General features: G+C 33.7%; 2 protein-coding genes. Both read right to left on the bottom strand.

The window, feature by feature from the left end:
• Nucleotides 1-655: hypothetical protein (locus AC6F8J_RS15165; RefSeq protein ID WP_500724461.1), on the bottom strand; the 655-nt coding region annotated here is incomplete at its 3' end.
• Nucleotides 655-1103, bottom strand: a 449-nt coding sequence (locus tag AC6F8J_RS15160) for a hypothetical protein (RefSeq protein WP_500724460.1), incomplete at its 5' end; no start/stop codon positions are given. The genes AC6F8J_RS15160 and AC6F8J_RS15165, both read right to left, overlap by 1 nt.

The following is a 1103-nucleotide window of genomic DNA, read 5'->3' as shown; positions in this document are numbered from 1 at the left end:
CGGCACGGCTAAGCCAGACATCGGTGCCTTCTGCTTTTGCCATATCCACGTCAAAGAGGGGGCCGTATTTGACCTTGAGAGCTGATATAATCTGATTGGCCAGTTCGTCTCGGTCGGTGGGGCTGAGAGCGTCTTTGTATTCCCCTGATTCCACTGTAATCGCAGTATTATCACTCCTTTTATACGTCTCAATATCTTCCACCCATTTCCACCTGCCCATTATCTGAGATTTTGGAATACTATCGGGCGTGTAATAAGGATTAGGAACATTAACATTATATAAATTACTACCAATAAATTCCCACTGATAATTGCCAATATCTTCGAATTTTTCCAATTCTTTAATGAATTTATATTTACCGCTCAATTCTTTTTTTGAAAAGACTCCATATTCATACCAGATTTCAGAGTTTGCATCAACTTCTATATAATTACTCGATAATGGATTATATATTGCATGTACAAAATAATCTTCAAAGCCCATAATATTATATAGTTCATCATTTGCCTTTTTAAGTGCATTTTCAAAACTTAATGAAGGTCTATAAATATCAATATGTGATGGAATTGTATTTGCTTGTACTTGAAAAGAACTATAAGCCAACTGTGAAAGAACTATTATAATAATATTTAACATAATAATTATTTTTCTCATTATTCACACCACATTCTCAATTCAATGGTTCTTGAAAACTTTACTTCCGAAGTTATAGCTGCAACTCTATCTTCAATATAAATATCATGTCCTTCCATATGAAACCAAGTCTTTACCTGAGGTAGAAATGTAAACCAACCATTTTTCACTTTTATATGATTCATAAGCATTTTAACATTTTCCGGCTTTAATCTTCTAAGTAAAAGTCGTTCCAAATCTTTAAGCTGGTCTACAGGTTTTCCATTTTCATCATATTTAATTATTACAGCTAAATAATCTTTATAACTATAGCTACCTTTTTTATCGTAGTAAACTCTATTGCTTTCAATCATTTTTAAGTCTGCCGCAATGTTCTTCTCATCACTTTCTTTAACCGGATCTACCCATAGCTTGCCACCTTTGAAGTGATCAGCGTAATTGATCCCTCTACTTGTGTAGGGTTTTCTTG

The organism is Petrocella sp. (genome assembly GCF_059865615.1).
This window is presented reverse-complemented; position numbering and strand designations above follow the sequence as displayed.